This is a genomic window from Streptomyces sp. NPDC051183, from assembly GCF_040682455.1.
GTDB lineage: Bacteria > Actinomycetota > Actinomycetes > Streptomycetales > Streptomycetaceae > Streptomyces.
In genome coordinates this window covers 20,206-35,665 of the sequence record NZ_JBFBBA010000059.1, presented here as the reverse complement: position 1 = coordinate 35,665, position 15,460 = coordinate 20,206, and the positions used below count along the sequence as shown (strand labels likewise).

General features: G+C 72.0%; 12 protein-coding genes. 5 read left to right on the top strand and 7 right to left on the bottom strand.

The genetic code is table 11. The annotated features are described in order from the left end of the window. The 5 genes from AB0M99_RS34065 to AB0M99_RS34045 all read left to right on the top strand — a co-directional run. A partial coding sequence (locus AB0M99_RS34065) for a polymorphic toxin-type HINT domain-containing protein (protein ID WP_365927459.1) occupies positions 1 to 2,661 on the top strand: 2,661 nt, incomplete at its 5' end. 15 nt (positions 2,662 to 2,676) lie between these two features. Beyond that, a complete protein-coding gene (locus AB0M99_RS34060; RefSeq protein WP_365927457.1) occupies positions 2,677 to 2,904 on the top strand; it encodes a hypothetical protein in 228 nt (75 codons plus the stop codon). 233 nt (positions 2,905 to 3,137) lie between these two features. Continuing rightward, complete coding sequence (locus tag AB0M99_RS34055; protein WP_365927456.1) at positions 3,138 to 3,956, top strand: hypothetical protein; 819 nt, start codon at positions 3,138 to 3,140, stop codon at positions 3,954 to 3,956. Positions 3,957 to 4,136: 180 nt separating this feature from the next. Further along, complete coding sequence (locus tag AB0M99_RS34050) at positions 4,137 to 6,821, top strand: hypothetical protein (RefSeq protein ID WP_365927454.1); 2,685 nt, start codon at positions 4,137 to 4,139, stop codon at positions 6,819 to 6,821. A 123-nt stretch (positions 6,822 to 6,944) separates the two neighbouring features. Continuing rightward, positions 6,945 to 7,589, top strand: a complete 645-nt coding sequence (locus AB0M99_RS34045) for a hypothetical protein (protein ID WP_365927452.1) — start codon at positions 6,945 to 6,947, stop codon at positions 7,587 to 7,589. A 5-nt stretch (positions 7,590 to 7,594) separates the two neighbouring features. Here AB0M99_RS34045 and AB0M99_RS34040 read toward each other — a convergent pair whose 3' ends face one another. The 7 genes from AB0M99_RS34040 to AB0M99_RS34010 all read right to left on the bottom strand — a co-directional run bounded on the left by AB0M99_RS34040 (position 7,595) and on the right by AB0M99_RS34010 (position 15,287). Next, the gene (locus tag AB0M99_RS34040; RefSeq protein WP_365927450.1) at positions 7,595 to 8,173 is read right to left on the bottom strand and encodes a hypothetical protein; all 579 of its coding nucleotides are present in this window, start codon (positions 8,171 to 8,173) and stop codon (positions 7,595 to 7,597) included. A 53-nt stretch (positions 8,174 to 8,226) separates the two neighbouring features. Next, a complete protein-coding gene (locus AB0M99_RS34035; RefSeq protein WP_365927448.1) occupies positions 8,227 to 8,949 on the bottom strand; it encodes a peptidoglycan recognition family protein in 723 nt (240 codons plus the stop codon). Positions 8,950 to 9,071: 122 nt separating this feature from the next. Then, complete coding sequence (locus AB0M99_RS34030) at positions 9,072 to 9,521, bottom strand: hypothetical protein (protein WP_365927446.1); 450 nt, start codon at positions 9,519 to 9,521, stop codon at positions 9,072 to 9,074. Positions 9,522 to 9,540: 19 nt separating this feature from the next. Continuing rightward, complete coding sequence (locus tag AB0M99_RS34025; protein ID WP_365927444.1) at positions 9,541 to 10,452, bottom strand: cyclase family protein; 912 nt, start codon at positions 10,450 to 10,452, stop codon at positions 9,541 to 9,543. A 46-nt stretch (positions 10,453 to 10,498) separates the two neighbouring features. Next, the gene (locus tag AB0M99_RS34020; RefSeq protein ID WP_365927442.1) at positions 10,499 to 13,603 is read right to left on the bottom strand and encodes a lantibiotic dehydratase; all 3,105 of its coding nucleotides are present in this window, start codon (positions 13,601 to 13,603) and stop codon (positions 10,499 to 10,501) included. Then, on the bottom strand, positions 13,600 to 14,910 hold the full coding sequence (locus tag AB0M99_RS34015) for a lanthionine synthetase C family protein (protein WP_365927440.1): 1,311 nt from the start codon (positions 14,908 to 14,910) through the stop codon (positions 13,600 to 13,602). The genes AB0M99_RS34020 and AB0M99_RS34015 overlap by 4 nt, the downstream gene beginning before the upstream one ends. Next, entirely contained in the window at positions 14,910 to 15,287 is a 378-nt protein-coding gene (locus AB0M99_RS34010) for a hypothetical protein (protein WP_365927438.1), read from the bottom strand. Before AB0M99_RS34010 ends, AB0M99_RS34015 begins: the two co-directional genes overlap by 1 nt. Between the last annotated feature and the right edge of the window lie 173 nt (positions 15,288 to 15,460).

Below are 15,460 nucleotides of genomic sequence, written 5' to 3'. Positions count from 1 at the left end.
GCCAATGCCGCCAACCGCGCCGCCGACCAGGCGTCCGCGCTGGCCCAGCGTTCCGCGAACGCGGCCTTCGAGGCACGTGACGCGGCCCGCTCCGCGGCCCGGCACGCCCGCGCGGCCGCGGACGCGGCCGATGCGGCCGCCGCCCACGCCGGGGAGGCCGCGAACGCCGCCGCCGAGGCGAAGAAGCATGCCGAAGCGGCCAAGATCGCCGCCGAGGCCGCCGATGCCGCCGTGGTGACCGCCAAGAAGGTCCGTGACATCGCTCGCGAGACCGAGGCCACCGACCTGGCCACCCGGACCGAGGCCGCCATCGAGCAGGCCAAGTCCCGCAAGGCGCTGATCGACGGCTACGTCTCCAAGTCCGCTGCCCAGCAGCTGGAGGGCATCAAGCTCGAGGCCACCGCGTCCGCCCTGGCCTCCGAGGCGGCCAAGCCGGACGTGGACGTCAAGGCCACCGCGGCCAAGGGCCGCACCCTGGCCCTCAAGGCGCTCAACCTGCGCGGCCCCTGGAGCCAGGAGACCGCGATCGACGCACTGGGAGGCACGGACGAGGGCGTCCTGACCTACCTGCGCACCCGCTGGAAGCAGGCCGGCGAGGACGAGATCCGCGAGCGGGTCCTCCAGCTGAGCACCCAGAGCCCGTACCCGTCCGTGCGCACCGGCGCCGCCACCGCGCTGAACGGCACGCCCGAGCAGGTGAACGGCTTCTACACCACCGGCCAGTTCACGGCCGGCGCCGACGACCTCGCCGTAGAGGTCTCGAAGTACAACAACACCGGCGGCCCGGGGGTCAAGGACGCCTCCAAGGCGGCCCTCGCCGACGGCAGCGGCAAGGCGCTCGCCACCTTCCTCGCCATCGGCCAGTACTCCGCGCGCAACAGCGACGAGCAGGTCATCGCCTCCAAGCTGGTGAACACCGGCGGCCCCGAGGTCAAGGCAGCTGCCAAGATCGCGCTCGCGGGTCCGGCCGACCAGCTGCACGAGTTCGTCAGCGTCGGCCAGTTCATGGCGGACCGCAAGGACAAGCTCGCCGACCACCACAAGAACCAGGTCGACCGCCTGATCGCCGAGGCCTCCGGCATCGCCGCCAAGGCCAACGAGAACCGCTGGCGCGCGGCCGAGGCCGCCGCCAAGGCCGCCGCGGCCAAGAACGAGGCCGACATCGCAGCGGCCGAGGCGCAGAAGTCCAAGGAAGCCGCCGCCAAGTCCGCCGCCGACGCCAACAAGTCCGCGACCGCCGCCGAGGCCAGCGCCACCGCGGCGAAGAACTCCGCGGCCACCGCCCGCAACGCGGCAGCCGCCGCCAGCCGGGACGCCGACGCCGCCGAGGAGTCCGCCTCCCAGGCCGAGTTCTCCGCGGCCTACGCACGGGAGTCCGCGGCCCGCGCCAACGAGTCCGCGACCGAAGCCCGTGAATCGGCCATCGCCGCGGGCAAGAGCAAGGACGAGGCCAACGCCTTCGCCTCCCAGGCCTGGACCACGGTCAAGAAGAAGTACGAGGCCGAACAGGCCGAAGCGCGCCGAGTGGCGGAAGAGGAGCGCAAGAAGCAGCTCGAGGCGCAGAAGAAGTCGAAGAAGCCCAAGTGCATCGTCCCGTTCAACCGGGACAGCCTTCCCCCGTGCATGCTGGGTGCCGACCCGGATCAGGTCGTCTTCGCGAGCCCCGACGCCGATCTGGCGAAGCTCGTCCTCAAGGGCGCCTGGGAGCTCTCCGGCGGCGCCGACATCCAGCGCTGCATCGAGGAACCCTCCTGGGGCGGCTGCGCCATGGCCGTCGCCGGCGTCACCCCCTGGGGCAAGGCCCTGAAGGTCCTCAAGTGGGGCGAGAAGGGCGTCGAGGCGATAGCCGACGCACGCAAGGCCGACAAGTTCATCACGTGCCCGATCCCGCCCGCGCCGAACAGCTTCCCGGCGGGCACCCGAGTCCTCATGGGTGACGGCGGCTACCGTCCCATCGAGCAGATCGCCGTGGGCGACTCGGTCCTGGCCACCGACCCCGTGTCGGGTGTCACCGGACCGCGGCGCGTCGACGCGACCATCTACACCCCCGACGACCGGGACTTCACCGACGTCACCCTCGCCGCGGCCCAGGGCGGTGGCACGGTCACCTCCACCGACCACCACCCCTTCTGGTCCGACAGCGACAGGACGTGGAAGAACGCGGCCGACCTCAGCGTCAACGAGACCCTGAGGACCGCTGACGGAACCCCCGCGCAGATCGCCGGGATCCACCGCTGGAAGTCCCTCCAGCCCGCGTACAACCTCACCGTCAACGACCTCCACACGTACTACGTGGCGGCCGGCAGCACTCCCGTCCTGGTCCACAACACCAACCCCAACCCCGAGGACTGCGTCAAGGGAGTCGCCGAGCTCGTCAAGGCGGAGTTCGCCAAGGTCGACGAAGTCGCCGACGAGCTGGGTTTCAAGGACAAGCGGAACGCGTTCGGCAAGCTCGCCTGGGGCCGGGGCGACGACAGCCTCGCGATGATGGAGGGCAAGAGGGGCGCCGAGCAGCTCCAGGCCATGCGGGACCTGGGCATGACCAGGGAGCACGCCCGTAGGATCCGGGACGCGTACGCCAAGGTCATCGACCTCAAGCCGAGGAACCCCAGCGCGGGGCAGCGGGCCAAGCTGGCCCAGTGGTACATGGACAACCTGTAGACCGAGAAGGCTCACATGAAGTTCAGACTGACGGCGAAGCCGACGGAACCCATCACCGTCGTCTTCGAACCCGTGGCGGAAGAGTTCACGATCGCAGCCGGTGACCACATCATCGTGGAGTGGACGGGCGGTGGCATGGGCGAGATCTCCCTCGAGCCCGACTACCTGACCATCGGCAGCCCCATGGGCGGGGACATGCGAGCCTGGGACTCGGAAGGCGTCGAGATCCCGATCTTCTTCTGATCCGACCACGAGTGCCAGAGGCCCCGGGACCCAGCGTCCCGGGGCCTCTGTGCGCCCCCGCCTGCCCGGGCCCGGCGCTCCCGACGCCGCCGAACGGCCGCACTCGTGTGGGTGGCCTTCCCGCGTGGGGGCGGGCGAGGGGCGGGCGGGGACGCATGGATCACGTGACCGTGATCCGACGCGAGGGAGCCCGGAGCGATGAACGAGACCAGACGGCCTGGGGTGAGCCGGACGTGATCACCACCCTTGTCGTGGCCGTGCTCGCGCTTGCCGCGGGAATCGCCGCGAACCGTTTCCTGCGCCCCCGGCTGATCGGTGACGACGACGGTGAGGGCATGGGGGTCCGTGACCTCGTCGGACCGCTGATGACGCTGACGATCCTGATCCTCGCGTTCATGCTCGTCACCGCCTCCAGCTCCAATGGCAGGGCCGATGACGCCGCGCGCTCGGAGGCACACGCGCTGGACCACCTCGCGGAGGTCGCGGACTTCGCCCCTCCGGCGATGCGGGAGCGGCTGCGAGCCGATGCCGTCTGCTACGCGCGGGCCGTCCGGCACAAGGAATGGCCGGCCATGGGGGAGGGGAAGTCGTCGTCCGTTCCCAGCGTGTGGAGCCGGGACTTCCGGTCGACCTTCAAGGACCTGGGCACCGGCGACCCCACCTTCGGCCTGCTCGTCGCCGCGGACAACCAGCGTTCCTTGGGACGCCAGGCCAGGATGGCCGAAGCGACCCCGACGGTCCCGGGGCTGATCTACTGGTTCATGCTCCTGACCCTTGTCATCACGGTGGTCGGCCTCGGCCTGTGCCTGCCCCGCAGGAACAACAAGGGGCAGTTCGCCGCCCTGGTCGTCGTCACCGCCCTGCTGACCACGACCCTGCTCATCATCCGGGATGTCGACCGCCCCTTCGGCGGTGTGATCGTCGTGGATTCCGCGCAGATGGCGGGGGTCGAGGAGGAGTCGACCCATGACTTCCTGCAGGACTACAAGGCGGACCGGCTGCCGTGCGACGAGCAGGGCCAGGCCAAGCAGCCGCCGGGCGCCAGGAGGTAGCCGCAGGGGTGCAGGAGCCCGTTCGGGTCAAGGCGAAACGGTCCATCAGGTGATGCCTGCTCCACCTTCTTGGTCATCCCTCTCCACACGGTGATCGTTCCTCTCGGTAACGGTGGGCGGTCGAGGCCGCCGCAGTGACAGGAGGGCCGGACATCCATGCGCGGTGATTTCCCATGGCTCATGCGGACGTTGTCGCTGTGGGGCGGCATCGGTGCCGTGCTCGTCGGTCCTCTCGGCCCGGCGGCCCAGAGCGCCCACGCACTCACCACCACGGAAGTCCAAGCGGCCGCCGTGGTGTGCGCAGCCCCGGGGCCGATCGCGCACGCGTCCGCCGGCCTCGACTTCGGAGGCAAGGAGCTCAGTACGGCCAGCGCCGGCCGCACGGCCGCCGTCATCAGGGCCGCGCTGACCGCAGGACCCCTGCCCGCCGGGGCCCGGGTGGTGGGCGGCCAGGTCCTGATCCCCGACGGCCGGAGGTCCTTCACGATCAGCGTGGAGCCGACCCGGATGCCGGGCACGCTCCCCTATGCGCCAGTGGCGACCGCTCACTTCCTCGGGCAGGACGCGGCGGTGGTGCGGGTCTCCGACCGGGCGACGGCCGATCTGATCCGGCAGGCCCTGACCGCCAGGCTCACCGAGGTGGCGGTGATCGTCACCGACCGGGCGGCCAAACGGCGGCCCGATGTCACCAGCGGACTGACCGAGGGCGTGCTCACCACCGCCGACGGCGCCGGACGCATCCCGCTCAGCCCCAGGGACGTCGGCCGGGTCGCAGCCCTGAGAGCCCTCGGGGACCAATTGCCCACCGCATCGGCCCAGGTGAAGAACACCGCACTGGGCGCCGCGATCTCGATGGGCCTGCTCGACGAGGAACCGGCGCGCCCCGTGCACCGGATGGAAGGCAACGCACCGCTGGCCGGCACGGCGGCGGCAGCGGCGCGCGCCGCATCCGTGCGCACACTGCTGCCCGACTCCGCCGCCGGTCTCGACAAGGTGCTCGACCTGGCCCGCAAGGCCGACTCACAGGCGACCTTGAAGGACATCCGCGCTGAACGGGACTGCGAGCGCCGAGCACTGCGGGAACAAGCCGACGGTGTGATCGCCCAGCGGACGGCCGCGGACGCCGAGCTGACGAAGACCCTGAACGCGCGCGCCGCGCAGCTGCCGGTCATCCCGCATGTGATCGTCGGTGGCGGATGGGCGGCAACGGTCGACTACCTCACCCTGCCCCCGGTCGCGGGCACCGGCGCCGACGTGCCCCCCGTCCTGGCCCTGTCCGCGGGATACGGGGTGGTCAACAACCTCGGGGACTTCCGCCTGACCCAGCCCGCGATGGACAACGAACTGCCGGGCGCGCCCTTCCAGCCCGGCGACTTCGCCGAGGACCGCAACGACTTCGTGATGTCCACCGCCTTCGGACGGGCGGTCGGTGTTGCGCGAGCCCTCGCCGGCATGCCCACGTACCAGGCGACCGTGACCGGAATCGAATCCAGGCCGGACGCCCCCGGCGCAAGCGCCCTGGCCGACTGGCCGGAGGACGCCCGCTACCGCCTGACGACCAGTGACGAGCGGACGCTGTACGCGCACTCGCTGGATCTGGCCACCGGTCTTGGCCCGTCCAGGATCCCGCAGGCAGCCGGCGATCAGCTGGCGGGTCGCACCTTCGTCGATCCGGCAACGGGCTACCAGGCGGAGTTCGACCCGGACGCGAAGGTACGCATCCTCGACCCGCAGGGAGAGCCGTTCACGGGACGACTGCCCGCGAGCGCCGGCTGGCTCCTCGGGGTGCAGATGGTCGACGGCGAGCCGAAGAAGCTGTACGAGCCGTTCCTGCTCGACCCCCAGGGAAGGCCCACCGAACGCCGGGTGATCGATCCCGAGTCCCGCTACTCGGTGGATCCGGGCACCCGGGCGGCGTACGACCCGGACGGAGCCCGGATCGACCCGGCGAACCTGGATCCAGCGCTGCGGGCCCGGCTCGGATTCCGGCCCGGGGGCTACCGCGACCCGAGGCTCGTACCGGACCAGGAATCCCCGTACTCGGTCCACCCGATGACCGGGGCCGTCGCCTTGACCGATACCGGCGAACCCGTAGACCGCACCACCCTCCCGGCCCGGACCCTGCTCCGGCTCGACGGTCTCGTACGGGCGCACCGGGTCCAGTACGGCGGGCAGAACACCAGCGCCGACTACGGTCCGGACGACGACCGCTACGTCACCCGTCAGGTCACCTGGGGTGCGCGGCCGGCGAAACTCGGGTCCGACTACGCCCCGGGTCCCGAAGGCGCGCTGGACCCGAAGGGACTGCGCGCCGAATGGGATTCGGCCACCGCGAGCCGCAAGGCGGAGATCCAGCGGGACCTCAGCTTCGTCGGCGGCGGCTTCAACCGGCGCAACACCCTGCCGGCCATCGGAGCCTTCTCACTCCCGGTCTGGCAGCCGACCCTGCGCACGACCGACCTGCCCGTCACAGTCCGGTACACCACCACCGGCCGGTTCGGCACGACCGATCTCCAGGGGCGTCCGTCGACCTTCAGCCGCATCGTCTACACCATCGGCCAGGAGGCCGACTACCCTGGCGGCGCCGCCGCGCTGCTGGGCTCCGGCACCCCGCTGATCGCCGTACTCGGACCGGACGGCGAGGAGATCAACGGCCTCAGCGACAAGCGGCGCACGCTGCGGGTCCTGGGCGCGGTCCATGTCACCACGGCCGTCCTGCGGCTGACCGGCGCGGCCCAGCCGGCCCTGACCGACAAGATCAAGAAGCAGGCGGACGTCCTGCCGCCGGACGCCCGCACCATCCACCCCAGCATCCGGTACCACGCCGGGCGGATCGCCGAGACGAACCGCACCTTCCAGCGGTGAGCGACAAGGCGCACGTTGACTGACTCGGCGATGGGCGCGTCCAGGCGCAAACGGCAGGTCCTCGTTCTCGGGAACGGGTTCGGCCGACGCCTGGGCCGCCTCCCGGGAGCGGAGCACAAGCTGATGATCGACATCGGTGGGGTGACCCTGTTCGAGCGGATCCTGACCGAGCTGGAGGCGGTGGAGCCGGACGACACGTCCCTGCGCGTGTGGTTGCGACATCGCGAACCGCTCGCGGAGCGGATCGCGGCACAGTCACGCTGCCGGGTCGAGTTCACCTACGAGCAGCCCACCGGGCGTCTCAACGAGTTGATCCGGGCGACGCGCGGTGCCACCGGCCACCTCACCCTGATCGACTCCGACCGCCTCGCACCGCCCGGCTCCCTGTCCGCCTTCCTGCGCCTGGCGCGGTCGACGGAGGGGGACGCCGACATCTGCCTCGGCGTCACCGGCGCGCAGCCCGGCGACGAGGACGACACCCGCTACCTCCTCGGCAAGGGCGGTGTCGTCGCGGGGGTCCGGAGGGTGCCGGGCGACACCCCGGGCCTGACGTCGGCGGGGTACTACCACTGGCATCCCGATGTCCTGCGCGACCTCAAGCGGTACGCACGCGGTAGCCAGAACCTGACGACCTGCGTGGAAGCCGCCGTGGAGTGCGGAGCGAGGGCCGTCGCCGTCGGGATCGCCTACTCCGCGAACGTCAACACGCTCCGGGCGCTGGCATCGGCACGGGAGACCGAGGCCGCATGGTCCCCTGCGCGGGCCTGACGGGCCTACGCGTCCGGGGCGCGCCTCACCGCGGCCAGCAAGGTACTGAAGGCCAGCAGAAGCGCAGCCGAGACGGCGGGCTTCCAAGGCGAACTCCCGCCCTGCACCTGCGGAGACAGCCGGCGCCGGGGGTCGTAGGCGACGCGGATCTCCGCACCCTTCGGAGCGACGGCCCGGTCGTCCTTGAGCTCGTCGGGATAGCCGCCGGGGCAGTCCAGCGCCAGGAGGTAGGTGGTCTTGTCCGTGCCGCCTTCGCCGAAGGAACGCTGTACCTCGGTGCGGACCTCACGCACGGCACAGGTGGCGACCGCGCTGCGCGCCTGTGCCTGCTCGGTGGCAGCGACGGTCAACAGCAGCCCCATGGCCAGGAAGAGCGCGCCGAAGAAGCCCCCGCTGCCGCCGGCGAGCGCGAAGTACACCGCCGACGCACCGACGACCAGCATCGCGCCGACCACCAGCGCGACCGTGGACGACGGCGCCGACGTGCCCGCGAAGCACCACCGGGCCCAGCCGTATGCCGCCGCCGCGGCGACAGCGGGCACCACTGGGGCGAGCCCCCGCACTCGCGGCTCCGCCTCTGGCATGTACACCACCTCTCAGCGAGGGACGATCGCCGGGGCAGCGTGGTTCCAACCGGTCAGGGCCTTCGGCCGGGGCCGCCGGCGACGGCTGCGGCCGCCCTGCGGATGATCTCGGTACGCTGCGCCGTGCGCAGGGGGCCGGGGCAGGCGTGGTTGCCCCACTCCACCCCGCCCATCTCGTGGGTGCCCAGTCCCGCCTGGTCGGGCCGGTCGCTGACGGCGAACGGCCAGCCGTGTGCCTCGGCGCCCCAGGTGTAGATCCGCGCGACCGCGTCCAACTGCGCCTCGGTCAGCGGCCGGGTCTTGAAACCGGAGGTCTCGACGGACGACCAGGCGCCGTTGCCCGCCCGCTGTCCCCAGGCGCGGTCGTGGACGGAGACGTACTGCTCCGTCAGCCCGTCCCGCCCCACCCAGAAGTGCGCGGAGGCCTTCGCGCCGGGAACGCTGAACTGCTCGTGGAGCGACCCCTCGCCCTCCTGGACGTGCAGGACCAGACCGCTTTGCCCCTCGCGCTCGCCGAGGTCGAAGTTCACGGCCAGCGGCATGCGCACCGCCCCGGGCATCCAGCCCGGGGCGGGCGGCCGGCTGACCGGCGCCGACCCCGTGCCCGCGGTCCCGTCGTCCTTCCCCGACGCCTGGCGGATGCCGCTCCGCCCGGTGCGGCCCGCGGGATCGGTGGCCAGGAACGATCCCGCGGCGAGCGCTGCCAGCAGCCCGCCGCCGGCCGTGAACAGACGCCGGCGCCCGGGCCCGCGGGGCGCTGCGTGCCTCTGGTTCATTGACGACAAGACCAGCTTCCTGAAGGCGTCCCCCGTGACGGAGCCGAGTCTTCAGAGCGATCTTGATGGGACCGCGACGGAAGTATGACCGTTCCGTGACCGTCCGTCCCTCCGCGGGCCGCTCACGCGGCCGGGCCGACCGCGATGTGCCGGGACGCATCGGTGGTGTCACGCACCGCGTACGTGGCCGAGATGGCGGCCGAGGTGATGGAGGTCGGGCAGAAGAAGCCGCCCTCCAACTTGATCGGTACCGGCGCCGCGGTCAGCCCCAGCAACGGGGCCGAGGCTCCGGTCCCGGCGCTCCAGCGGGCCGGGAGCGAGGCGGCCGACCCGGGGGCGGCCGTCGCGGTGCAGGACAGCAGTCCGCTGGTACGCAGGACGAAGCCGCCCGCCGGGATGGACAGCCGGCCGGTGGTGCCCGCGGCGGAGTACCGGAGCTGCAACCGCCAGGGGCCGCGGTCCTCGTTGGTCTCCACCGCCACGCGCAGTCCGGGCGCGTCGGTACGGGCGGGGCCGTCGGGAACCGCGAGCCCGGCCCCCTGGGCAGCAGGGCCGAACGACCTTACTGCCAAGGGGAGTTGGTCCCGCTCATCACTCGATCGCGGCGAAGGCGCGGACGGGGAACGTCCCCATCCCCTCGACCATCGGCGGCGCGGCAGTGAACCGGAACCCGTCGACGGGCAGTTGGTCCAAACGGCACAAGTGCTCGACGACGGGGATGCCCGCACCGAGCAGGACGGTGTGGACGGGGCGGGCCGGATCGGCGCTGTCGTCGATGTTCAGCGAGTCGATGCCCACCAGCGCCGCACCCTGCTCCACCAGCCAACGAGCGGCAGCCTCGGTCAAGTAGGGGTGCCCGCTCCCGTACGCCTCGGTGCCGAAGTGCCTGGACCAACCCGTCTCGATGAGCACCGCTCGGCCCGCGAGGTCGAAGGGCGCGAACAGCGCCGCGTCGATCGCCCGGGACGCGGTGCCGGAAACCCGTACGAGCAGGCCGGGCAGATCGGCCAGCCTGTCCAGGCCGACCCCCGACAGGTCGGCGCCGTCCCGGTGACGGTGAGCCGGAGTGTCGACGTAGGTACCGGTGTTGGCGACCATGTCGATGCGGCCGATCTGGAACTCCGTTCCCGGACCGTAGGTCGCGTGCGAGGCCTCCCAGCCCAAGTGGTCGCCGATGCGGGGCGCGGGCAGCCCGGGGTAGGTGACCAGCCCGTCGCGGATGACATGGCTCAGCTCCACCAGCCTGCGGCGGCCGCCCTGCGGCTCGGCCGCGCCCACCGGGTTCTTGTGTGCCTCTTGGATCACCCGCAGGTTCGATACGTCCGCGGAATCGACCATCGTCAGCCCGAGTTGCCGGATGAACAGCTTCGCGACGGTGTCGGCGTCGGCCTGCTCCGCCGGGAGGTCGACGCGGAACCCCTCGGAGCGCAGGCCGCCACCGTTGGAGAACGTGATGCTGATGTCGAAGACGGCACGCCACTGCTGCCGGGAGGATTCGCTCATCCACTGATCATTGGCGAGAACTCCGCCACGCGCCACCCCATCGTCCTCAGCGGGCGGAATCCAGGCTGTGGCGGGTGCGGTAGAGCAGTTCCAGCGCCGTGTTCTCGGCAGCGCGGTCCGTGCCCAGGAGGCGGTTGCAGTGCAGGTGTACATAGCTGTGGCACAACTCGGGCAGCGTCTTGCCGAGCTGCCGGCGGCGAGTCAGATCGGCGAGCCGGTCGGCTACGTCCGCCAGTTGAGGGCGACGCCGGGCCAGGACGTCGGCAACGGGACGAGGAGGCGGTCCGCGCAGCAGGTCGCAGAACTCGGCCTTGCGCGTGCGGTACTCCGCGCCCGCGACCCGTCGCTGGGGATTGTCCCAGCGGTAGAAGCGGAGCCTCTCGGCTTCGCTCAGACCGAGTCCGGCCAACAGGTCGTCAATGGTGAGCAGCGCCAGACTGGTTCTGTCGAGCTGAGACCTGCCGGCGAGGTCGAGGGAGAGCAGGTCCAGAACGGCGGAGCTGTCGGCGGAGTACAGCTGCTCGGTGACGTCCATCCCGATGAGGCCGCCGTAGCGTTCGATCTCACGATCGTAGACGTCGAAGGCGAAACGGGAGACGTGGCCGTCGGCGAGGAGGGTCCCGGCCCAGCCGCTGAGTGCGGGGACGAGCACGGAAGGGTTGCCGCGCAGGCGTAGCCGCAGGTGGGGTTCGGGGTCCGAGTAGCGCAGGAAGACGCGCCGGTCGCAATGGCCGTCCAGCGAGCGGACGAGCTCCCGGATGCCGTCGACGAGCAGGGATTCCTCCTCCTGCCGGTCGCCGTACAGCTTGACGAAGGTCCAGTCGCTGCCCGGGGGTCGCAGCCGGTCCGCCCTCGCCACCGGGGCGCCGGCTCTGCCGGGTGGAACGGAGCGCGGCACCACGGCGTTGCGGGTCATGGACACCACGAGTTCGACGGTGTGGCGGCCGCTCGGCCCGCCGACCCAGGCGTCGTCGAGCCCGGGAACGGCCTCCTGGAGGACCACGCTGCCGCCGGGCCGCAGCCGGTTCAGGGCTCGCCGTACCTCGTTGGCGTGGGAATGCGCGGTGGCGTCGATGAGGAGCCGGTGGTCCGCGGCCGCGTCGCTGCTCGTGAGGAACGTGAAACGGGGCACCCGCCACTCGCGGCGCCAGGCCTCGAACGCGGCCGGGAACCGGTCCGGCTGCCCGGCCATCTCGTGCGCCGCGGCGTGGTCGATGCGCCACTGGGCCGGGCGCAGGACGACCCGGCCGGAGGTGACGCGGGGCAGGTAGGGGAAGTCGCGGGCCGGGCCCCAGTCGAAGCCGACGATCTGGGCGGTGCCGTCGCGGCTCACATCGGCGAGGAAGCGGCAGACGGCCGGGGCCCGGATGTTGTTGAGCATGTGTCCCGAGCAGACGCTGACCTCGCGGAGTTCCCCCGTGCCGTCGTCGTCCCAGATCAGGGCGAACCTGCCGTTCGTGACGCGGACCGCGAGCCGGTCGAGAGGGATGTAGCGGGCGGGTCCGTCCTGCGCACTGGTACGAATGCCCACCTCGTGGTCGCGGATCGCGGGCCGGACGACGACGTTCGCCGAGCGGGTCTTCTCCGGGAGGTAGACCAGTTCGGCCAGAACGCGGCCGGCTTGAACGGCCTGTTCGGCGTCGGCGATGGCACCGAGGGCGGGAACGGCACCGGCGAGCATGCCCGCGAAGCGGCCGAGGTTGCGTCCGGCTGCTCCGGCACCGACGTTGGGGCCCACGACCAGGTGGAAGTCCCCGGCGTCGATGGCGGCGGGTGACGGGGCGCTGACCATGGCGTAGAGGTCGAGTGACGCGGGGAGTCGCTCGGGGGCCGCTTCCCAGAGGGCGAGTCGGTCGATGGTGTCCTGGTCGAGTTCGACGCTGGTGAGGTGGTCGTGGAGGGCGCGGGTGGCGAGGCGGAGCAAGGTGTCGGCCCGGGCGGCCTTGGCGGGAATGACCGGAGGGAGGAGGGACGGTGAGCCCAGGCCCGTGACGGGATCGAGGAGTTCGAGGACGGACACGTCGCGGTCGGTGCCGTAACGGGCCTCGAACGCGGCCCTGTACGCGCTGATCTGCGGCATGCCGAACGGGAACGGGCTGAGCCGCAGCAGCAGTTCGGCCGCTCGGACCGCCTCGTCGGCCACGTTGGGGGACACGTCGCGGGCCGCCAGGGGCAGCACGGTGTCGACCTGGAGCGGCGTGTCCGTTTCGAAGCCCGTGACACGGCGGGCGTGCTCGGCGAGCGCCGGGAAGGCCGCGGCGCCTGCACCGGCCGGCTGTCCCTCCCAGTCCTGGATCGCGGCCAGCAGTCCGCCGAGGTCCGCGGCGGCGGAGACGGCTGCCGGTATCCGGCCGAGATGGTCGAGGACGTGTCCCGCGGGGTCGAGGTGGGTCAGCGGCGGGCGCAGGTCGGTCAGCAGGAACGCGTGCCGCCACAGCCGGTACAGCAGGTCGTGGACCTTGTCGGGAGTGGCTCCGGGCACGGTTTCCAGGAGGTCGGCCGCGAGGTCGGCGTAGGCCACGGGTGTGCGGGCGAGGGCGAGGGCGCGAGTGACGGCGCCGGTGGCGCGGAGGGTGACGTTCTCCCCGCCGTTCGCTCCGAGGACCGCTTCGACACCGCTCAAGGTGATCCGGCCGGCGCGGTGCAGCACGGCCGGATTGGCGATGACCGTGGTCGCCTCCCGGATCTCGGTGCGCGATTCGAGGGCGGTGACGAAGTGCACGAGGGCGTGCATGTCGATACGGGCGTGCACCTCGGGAGGCCGGTCCGCGAGGCGGACGTCGGTGACCGGGCCCCACCGCCCCAGCGCGACCCCGGCGTTCAGCCCGAAGGGAGTGGGCCGGGTGCTGAGACGGATGAGGTAGCGCAGGAGGCTGGACTCCAGGCGCCGCCGGTCGCGTTCGGTCCGTACGGGCCCCAGCAAGGCGGCGCCGAGGGCCAGCGAGGACACGACGACGGCACGTCGCGCGTGGTCGTCGTCCCGGACGCGAGCGGTCGCGGGCGCGCGCCCGAGGTCCTCGGCCGCGGGGTATTGCCCGACGGGGAGGATCGGGGTGCGGATCACGAACTCGTCGAGGCAGCGGTAGAACCCCGACGCCCGGGGGGCTGCTCGTACCCGGCTGCCGGGACCGCGGGAGGCGTCGGCGCTCATGACAGCAGGAAGAACCGGTCCCAGGCGGGTGGTTCGAGGGTGGCGGCGGCAAGAAGGGTGAGGGCGACCCCCGCGGCGCCTTCGAGGAGGCCGGACCGGTCCTCGTGGGTGCCGTCGGGCTCGACACTGCGATAGCCGAAGGGCGCCTGCGGCTGGTACTCGCCGAGCAACTGGTCGACCAGGCGGCGCGCGCCCTCGCTGATCTCCTCGTCTCCGGTGTCGACGGCGAATCTCAGGGTGACCTGCAGGAGCCCGGCGACGCCGTGGCAGAACCCGGGGGAGTCGATGCGCCGCCGGGCGACGGGTCGCCGCAGGACGGCCCGCATGGCCGCCACGGCCGTACGGGTCAGGTCGCGGTCCCCGAGGGCGGTGCCGGCCAGCCAGAGGGCGCGCGCGACACCGGGGCTGCCGTAGCACCAGCCGTCGCGGGCCGCCGACGGTGCGGCGGAATCCGCACCCAGCGGGACGACCGCCGGGTACGCCGCTCCCCGGGCGGCGTCGTCGACCTGGTGCGAGGCGAGCCAGAACGCCGTACGGCGGATCGCCTCGGTGTGCCCCGCGCCGATCGGGCCGTCGGGGTGGGCGAGGGCGAGCATGGCGAGGGGGCCGGTGATGCCGTGGGCGAGACCGCAGTTGGCGACCGCGCTGCGGTACCGGTCGCGCATGCTCTCGTCCGTGATCAGGGCGTGCGGGGTGTGCCAGGCGGGGACCCCGTCGACGGCGCGGGACAGCTCCACGAGCCAGCCGAGCACCATGCGGAGAGCGCGGTCCCGGGCCGGGCCGGCCGGCCGGGAGTGGAGGTACGCGGCCACGCCGGTCCACCCCGACACGAGGTCGAACGTACCGACGGCGAGGCCCTCCCCGGTGACAGCGGGAAGCCGTCGGGGAATCCGGCTGTACAGGCTGTCGTCGATGTCGCCGAGCAGGGCCCGGTACCGCTGTCCGCCGTGGGCCAGGTACGAGGTGGTGAAGGCCACTCCGGTGAGGCCGGCGAAGAGTCCCAGGGTGCCCACGGGGTTCGACGCGGTGCCGTCGACGGCGCGGCTGAGGTGCTGGTGGGCCACGAGGTCCCAGCCCTCGCCGGGCAGGCACCGGTCGAGGTGCCCGAAGGCGAGGGCGAGGCCGCACGTTCCTTGGGCGGCGCTGTGGGCCGTCCACCGCGGACGTCCATGCAGCGGCGCCGTACGGGCCGCTTCCTCGACGGTGCCGGGGTCACGCAGCCGCGAGAGCACGTCCACGCAGACGGCGCGCACCGAGGCGGCGGTCTGCGGATCGCCGACGGCCGGCTGCCAGGCGGGCGGGACCATCAGCCTTCCTGTGCGGGTTGCTCGTGCTCGACGACGCGGCGGATGACGTGCTCCCCGGCGACCTTGCGGGTGACCCCGTCGGCCCGGACCTGACTGACCTCCAGGACGTAGTGGTCCTCGTAGAGGCTGCGGTCGCACTCCGATGTGCAGGAGCCGCAGGTCTCACAGGTTTCGGTCTCGTTGGGGGTGTCGAGAACGGGGCAGCTGCCCGCGCAGGTGCTGGCACAACTGTTCGTGCATTCGTCGCCGCAGGTACTGGCGCAGCTGTGGGTGTCCTGGATGACGAATTTGTCGACTTCCCGCGTCGTCATCCTGACGCGGATGTCCAGGTCGAACTGGTCATCGTCGAACACGACGTGTGCTTGCTCGTCTTCCATGGCTCAGCCCTCGGAAATCGGTCACCGAGCAATGCCTTTATTTCTACGATGGCACCTCCGGGGACGGCCGCAACCCGGGCGGCCACGGGTCGCCGGGGCCGCCCGGCTCCGTCGGACGAGCTTGAAGGATCGTCGGCGTGAGGGGGCGCGGGCCGGGCACACTGTTTGAGCGC

Coding starts and splice junctions, on each gene's coding strand:
- AB0M99_RS34035 (WP_365927448.1), bottom strand. CDS start 8,949: ATGAACCAGAGGCACGCAGCGCCCCGCGGGCCCGGGCGCCGGCGTCTG.
- AB0M99_RS34015 (WP_365927440.1), bottom strand. CDS start 14,910: ATGGTCCCGCCCGCCTGGCAGCCGGCCGTCGGCGATCCGCAGACCGCC.
- AB0M99_RS34045 (WP_365927452.1), top strand. CDS start 6,945: ATGATCGACATCGGTGGGGTGACCCTGTTCGAGCGGATCCTGACCGAG.
- AB0M99_RS34020 (WP_365927442.1), bottom strand. CDS start 13,603: ATGAGCGCCGACGCCTCCCGCGGTCCCGGCAGCCGGGTACGAGCAGCC.
- AB0M99_RS34060 (WP_365927457.1), top strand. CDS start 2,677: ATGAAGTTCAGACTGACGGCGAAGCCGACGGAACCCATCACCGTCGTC.
- AB0M99_RS34010 (WP_365927438.1), bottom strand. CDS start 15,287: ATGGAAGACGAGCAAGCACACGTCGTGTTCGACGATGACCAGTTCGAC.
- AB0M99_RS34025 (WP_365927444.1), bottom strand. CDS start 10,452: ATGAGCGAATCCTCCCGGCAGCAGTGGCGTGCCGTCTTCGACATCAGC.
- AB0M99_RS34050 (WP_365927454.1), top strand. CDS start 4,137: ATGCGGACGTTGTCGCTGTGGGGCGGCATCGGTGCCGTGCTCGTCGGT.
- AB0M99_RS34040 (WP_365927450.1), bottom strand. CDS start 8,173: ATGCCAGAGGCGGAGCCGCGAGTGCGGGGGCTCGCCCCAGTGGTGCCC.